Raw genomic sequence first — 5,375 nt, 5'->3', positions numbered from 1 at the left:
CAACCTCAAAGCTGTACTTTGAGCAGCCTACGGCTAGCTTCCTAGTTTGCTCTTTGATTTTCATTGAGTATAAAAGTGCTCCAGGCCATATTTTACATAGCATTAGTCTTCTAAAAATGGACAAAAAACATTGTAAAGGCTATCAAAAAGGAGTATAATGAGTGCAAGAAATTTCGGAGGTGAAAGATGCTAGAAGTAAGAAGTCTAGAGAAAAGTTTTGGATCCAAGCAAGTTTTGTTTGGTATTGACTTTCAAGCGCGACCAGGTCGTATTTTGGGACTAGTCGGAAAAAATGGTGCTGGGAAGACAACGATCTTCCATAGTATTTTGAAGTTTTTAGAATATCAAGGAGAAATCAGTCTGGATGGTCAGGATATTCGTCAGGAGACCTATGCTCGGATTGGTTATCTGCCTGAAGAACGCAGTCTCATGCCTAAATTGACAGTCCTTGAACAAGTTCGTTATTTGGCGACTCTAAAAGGTATGGATGCCAAGGAGGTCAAGGAAAAACTCCCTCAATGGATGAAGAGGTTGGAAGTGAAAGGAAAGCTGACAGATAAAATCAAGAGCCTGTCAAAAGGAAATCAGCAGAAGATTCAGCTCATCATTACTCTGATTCATGAACCAGACTTGATTATCTTGGATGAACCTTTCAGTGGATTGGACCCAGTCAATACAGAATTGCTCAAGCAAGTTATTTTTCAAGAAAAAGAACGTGGGGCAACCATTATCTTTTCTGACCATGTCATGACCAACGTCGAGGAGCTTTGTGACGATATTCTCATGATCCGAGATGGCCGTGTGGTCTTGCATGGACCAGTTCAGGATGTCCGAAATCAATACGGGAAAACACGTCTCTTTGTTTCAAGTGAACGAAGCAAGGAAGAATTGGAAAACCTTCCTCATGTCAAACAGGTGAGCTTGACCAAACAAGGTAGTTGGAAATTGATCTTGGAGGATGAGAGTGCTGGTAGAGAACTCTTCCCAATCTTGACTCAAGGGCAATATATCGCAACCTTTGACCAACAAGCGCCAACTATCGATGAAATCTTTAAACTAGAATCAGGAGTGGAAGTATGGGAAATGTGTGGGTTGTAATCAAGGAAACCTATCTTAGACATGTCAAATCGTGGAGTTTCTTCTTTATGGTGATTTCACCGTTCCTCTTTTTAGGAATCTCTGGAGGAATTGCTTATCTCCAAGGCTCTTCAATGGCTAAAAATGATAAAGTGGCAGTAGTGACAACAGTGCCATCTGTAGCAGAAGGACTGAAGAATGTAAATGGTGTTAATTTTGACTACAAAGACGAAGCAAGTGCCAAAGAAGCGATTAAAGATGAAAAATTAAAAGGCTATCTGACTATTGACCAAGAGGATAGTGTCTTGAAGGCAGTTTATCATGGCGAAACGTCGCTTGAAAATGGAATTAAATTTGCAGTTACAGATACACTCAATGAACTGCAAAATCAGCTTAATCGTTCAACTGCTTCCTTGTCTCAAGAGCAGGAAAAACGCTTAGCGCAGACAATTCAATTCACAGAAAAGATTGATGAAGCCAAGGAAAATAAAAAGTTTATTCAAACAATTGCAGCAGGCGCCTTAGGATTCTTTCTTTATATGATTCTGATTACCTATGCGGGTGTAACAGCTCAGGAAGTTGCCAGTGAAAAAGGCACCAAAATTATGGAAGTCGTCTTTTCTAGCATAAGGGCTAGTCACTATTTCTATGCGCGGATGATGGCTCTGTTTCTGGTGATTTTAACGCATATCGGGATTTATGTGGTAGGTGGTCTGGCAGCCATTCTACTCTTTAAAGATTTGCCATTCTTGGCTCAGTCTGGTATTTTGGATCACTTGGGAGATGCTTTCTCACTGAATACCTTGTTCTTTATTTTGGTCAGTCTCTTTATGTACGTCGTCTTGGCTGCCTTTCTAGGTTCTATGGTTTCTCGTCCTGAGGACTCAGGAAAAGCCTTGTCGCCTTTGATGATTTTGATTATGGGTGGTTTTTTTGGAGTGACAGCTCTAGGTGCAGCTGGTGACAATCTCATCTTGAAGATTGGTTCTTATATTCCCTTTATTTCGACCTTCTTTATGCCATTTAGAACTATTAATGGCTATGCAGGGGGAGTAGAAGCATGGATTTCACTTGCTATTACAGTGATTTTTGCGGTGGTAGCAACAGGATTTATCGGACGCATGTATGCCAGCCTAGTCCTTCAAACAGATGATTTAGGGATTTGGAAAACATTTAAACGTGCCTTATCTTATAAATAGAAGAGCCTCGCGAAAGCGAGGTTTTTTAGAGATAAAAAGAGTGGAATCACGAACCTAATTATGCACACATTATGTAAACAGGTTGCTTGAGAACTCAATTGTATAGTGAACTGAATCTGGAATAGGATAATATTGCTTCTAAAACATTCTTATAAATTGATTTGAATTCCAAAATCAGGGTGTGCAATTCTTATTTCCCATCACTTTATTTATTGATTATGATAGAACTCTTATCGGTCTGTAACAAAATTTCAATAATATAAAAACGCATCCTATCAGGACTCAACCTGATAGGATGCGTTTTTTGATTGTGAAGACTTTTCATCCAGCCTCTTTATGTGATAAAGTATCGTTAATATTCAATGAAAATCAGACTGGGAAGTTAGCGGAAGGCTCCTCGAAACATAGTTTTGAGGTTGAGGAACTGACCAAGTCAGTAACGTATACACACTAAGGACAAGCTGACGTGGTTTGAAGAGTATAAAAATCTGTTTCGTAAGCATCCAATAATAGGGTGTTTTGATAGTGTCATCATTTGGATAAGCATTATAGTATAGTGATATGAAATCAACTAAACTAAATAAGAAATATAGATTATCAAAACTCTTTGAAAAGATTGCATTAAATCTAAATAACATAGACGTCTTCAGCGTGTGCTGTCTCATCTTATGCGAAAATCTTATAAGGAGAGTATAGAAAATCTCGGTTGTAATCAACTAACTGATTGGAGAAATGTATAAATATGAGAAGTTAGACCCCCATGTCACTACCATAATGAGATTGCTCGAATTCCTTGCTTTTTATACTCAATGAAAATCAAAGAGCAAACTAGCCGCAGGCTGCTCAAAACAGTGTTTTGAGGTTGTGGATAAGACTGACGAAGTCAGTTACCTATACCTACGGCAAGGCGACGTTGACGCGGTTTGAAGAGATTTTCGAAGAGTATTAACTCAATATCAAACTAGCTACGATGGGGCTGACAAAGACATAGAGAATACCAGTGACACCGATAGCCAAACCACCCATGGCTCCTGCTACAGAGCCGTATCGGAAGGCTGTTCCTGTTCCAACTGCATGGCCTGTTCCTCCAAGGGAAAGACCAACAGCTACTGGGTCGTCAATTTTCAACCACTTCAAAAGGGTTGGTCCGATGACACTGGTTAAAATCCCAGTTGCCACGACTACCACCAAGGTCACGGTCGTCAGACCTTGCAATTTTTCTGTGATTCCCACTGCCATGGCGGTTGTTACTGACTTGGGAAAGAGAGAAATGGCTAGGAAAAAGTCCATACCAAAGATTTTGGCCACAAGGGCTGTGAAAGAGGTATTGACAACTACTGCTAGCAGACTACCAAAGAGAATACTCCGAGCATGGTGCTTCATCAAATGAAAACTCTTGTAAAGCGGAATCCCCAAAGCCACTGTCGACGGGACAATCAAGTTGTTCAGATAAACCCCACCTTGGTAGTAATCTTGATAAGAAATACCCGTCACCTTAAGAAAAATAATGATAAAAATAGCCGACAAAAGCAGGGGCGTTGTCAATGGATGAGGAAAACGTCTGTAAATCAACATCCCCACTAGATAAGCTAGGATAGACAGGGCAAGCCCAAATAGGGGATTGGAAACAAATTCACTCATTTGGCATCTCCTTTCTCATAATCTCCCTCAAACCGTCGTTTGATAAACTGAACTACCAAGGCTATGAGGATAATATTGACAACTGCTGCAAAAAAGACAATCAAAACAATGGGTAGGAGATAGGGAGCAATCACATCAAACTTTTCCATGATTCCTACTGCTGGCGGCAAAAAGAGAATGGTCATATTGGCCAGCAAGAAATTCCCCACCATGTTGACATGCCTAGTTCTCAACCATTTGAATTGTAGGGATAGAAAGAGAATAATCAAGCCGATAATACTGCCTGGGATGGGCAAATGAAAGAAACTGGAAATCCCCTCTCCGATTAGAGAAATCACAAAGAGAATCATTAATTGAACATATAATTTCATCCTAAACTCCACGAAATAGACTTCTTGAATACCAGTTTACTCTTTTTTCAGAAAATTTCAAGGAAATGAACAAGGGATAATGAAAATTAAAGAACAAACTAGGAAGTCAGCTGCATGTTACTCAAAGTAAAGTGTTGGGTTTGTAGGTCAAACTGACATAGTTTGAAGCGATTTTCGAAGAATACTACTTTTCTCTGCTTAAGTGAATGACTTGGTCGTAGTTTTTTAAGTCCTCTTCTGTGTAGTGGTGAATGACTTCAATGACCGTTTGAGGTAGGGAGAAGAGCAAGTCGCTAATTTTTCTGCTATTTTCCGAGTCAAGATTGGCCTTAATCTCATCTGCTAAAATGAGTTGGCTATCATGGTAGAGGGCGCGAGCGATTTCTAGGCGTTGTTTCTCGCCACCAGACAGACTATCATTGCTGAGCGTTCGATTTTTCAAATGTTCTAAACCTGTTTTTTTGAGGATATGATTTAGCGTTTGCTTTTATCTAAAATACTTCATATAAAAATGTAAATTTTTGGGGGATATACAATTAAATGAAAATATCGTAATGACACAGATTGAAACAAAAAGCGAACAAAACAGAATTCATTGTTTCGATTCGCTTTTCGTATTATTATCTAGTTTTTTTGTAGCTCTGATAACATTTAGTCTGAGCATGTACACTAATAGCTGAAGGAATAAAATGTATACTTTAGATTATTTCCAAGCGCCACCGGTATCTACACAGTAACCACCAGGTGTATAGGTGTTGTGAAGCATCTTACCAGTTGAAGCAAGGTAATACCAAGATCCGCTATCTTTCACCCAGCCTGTTAACATAGCACCTGAGTCTTTTAGGTAATATAGTTGCTTAGTTTCAAACAAGCATGTTATAATAAAGCTATGGCATATAGTACAGATTTTAAACAGCGAGCATTAGATTACATCAAAGAGGGGCACAGCCATGTCGAGGCAGCCAAGGTTTTTGATGTTGGCGTCAGAACTCTCTTCACGTGGGAAAAGAACTTACGTGAACAAGGACACTTAGAGAGGAAAAAGCGAGTCGTCAAAAACCGAAAGATTCCTTTAGAGGAATTGAAA

5 protein-coding genes and 3 pseudogenes are annotated in these 5,375 nt (G+C 39.5%); 4 read left to right on the top strand and 4 right to left on the bottom strand.

Annotated elements, in window-relative coordinates; all coding sequences use genetic code 11:
- Positions 1–186: 186 nt before the first annotated feature.
- From HT701_RS01615 to HT701_RS11320, 3 genes and pseudogenes are all read left to right on the top strand, one after another.
- Positions 187–1,098, top strand: coding sequence for an ABC transporter ATP-binding protein (locus HT701_RS01615; RefSeq protein WP_050261405.1), 912 nt, complete (start codon positions 187–189; stop codon positions 1,096–1,098).
- Positions 1,077–2,276 (top strand): ABC transporter permease, encoded by a 1,200-nt coding sequence (locus HT701_RS01610; protein ID WP_023934334.1) that lies wholly within the window; start codon positions 1,077–1,079, stop codon positions 2,274–2,276. The genes HT701_RS01615 and HT701_RS01610 overlap by 22 nt, the downstream gene beginning before the upstream one ends.
- Positions 2,277–2,863: 587 nt before the next feature.
- Positions 2,864–3,013: pseudogene (locus HT701_RS11320) on the top strand (IS630 family transposase); the annotation flags it as partial.
- Between the two features lie 208 nt (positions 3,014–3,221).
- On the opposite strand, the gene HT701_RS01605 reads toward HT701_RS11320, so the two are convergent.
- The 4 genes and pseudogenes from HT701_RS01605 to HT701_RS01590 form a co-directional block, all read right to left on the bottom strand.
- Entirely contained in the window at positions 3,222–3,917 is a 696-nt protein-coding gene (locus HT701_RS01605) for an LrgB family protein (RefSeq protein WP_001288943.1), read from the bottom strand.
- Positions 3,914–4,288 (bottom strand): CidA/LrgA family protein, encoded by a 375-nt coding sequence (locus tag HT701_RS01600; RefSeq protein WP_000781328.1) that lies wholly within the window; start codon positions 4,286–4,288, stop codon positions 3,914–3,916. The genes HT701_RS01605 and HT701_RS01600 overlap by 4 nt, the downstream gene beginning before the upstream one ends.
- A gap of 184 nt (positions 4,289–4,472) precedes the next feature.
- Positions 4,473–4,775 (bottom strand): annotated as a pseudogene (locus tag HT701_RS01595) (ATP-binding cassette domain-containing protein); the annotation flags it as partial.
- A 216-nt stretch (positions 4,776–4,991) separates the two neighbouring features.
- Positions 4,992–5,138, bottom strand: a pseudogene (locus HT701_RS01590) (choline-binding protein A); the annotation flags it as partial.
- A gap of 39 nt (positions 5,139–5,177) precedes the next feature.
- Here HT701_RS01590 and HT701_RS01585 point away from each other — a divergent pair.
- Positions 5,178–5,375, top strand: a 198-nt coding sequence (locus tag HT701_RS01585; RefSeq protein WP_172931144.1) for an IS630 transposase-related protein, incomplete at its 3' end; no start/stop codon positions are given.

Source organism: Streptococcus sp. 10824, assembly GCF_013276595.1.
Taxonomy (GTDB): domain Bacteria; phylum Bacillota; class Bacilli; order Lactobacillales; family Streptococcaceae; genus Streptococcus; species Streptococcus pseudopneumoniae.
Note: the sequence above shows the minus strand (reverse complement) of the source record. Positions and strands in the feature narration are given on the sequence as shown.

Coding starts and splice junctions, on each gene's coding strand:
- HT701_RS01605 (WP_001288943.1), bottom strand. CDS start 3,917: ATGAGTGAATTTGTTTCCAATCCCCTATTTGGGCTTGCCCTGTCTATC.
- HT701_RS01610 (WP_023934334.1), top strand. CDS start 1,077: ATGGGAAATGTGTGGGTTGTAATCAAGGAAACCTATCTTAGACATGTC.
- HT701_RS01600 (WP_000781328.1), bottom strand. CDS start 4,288: ATGAAATTATATGTTCAATTAATGATTCTCTTTGTGATTTCTCTAATC.
- HT701_RS01615 (WP_050261405.1), top strand. CDS start 187: ATGCTAGAAGTAAGAAGTCTAGAGAAAAGTTTTGGATCCAAGCAAGTT.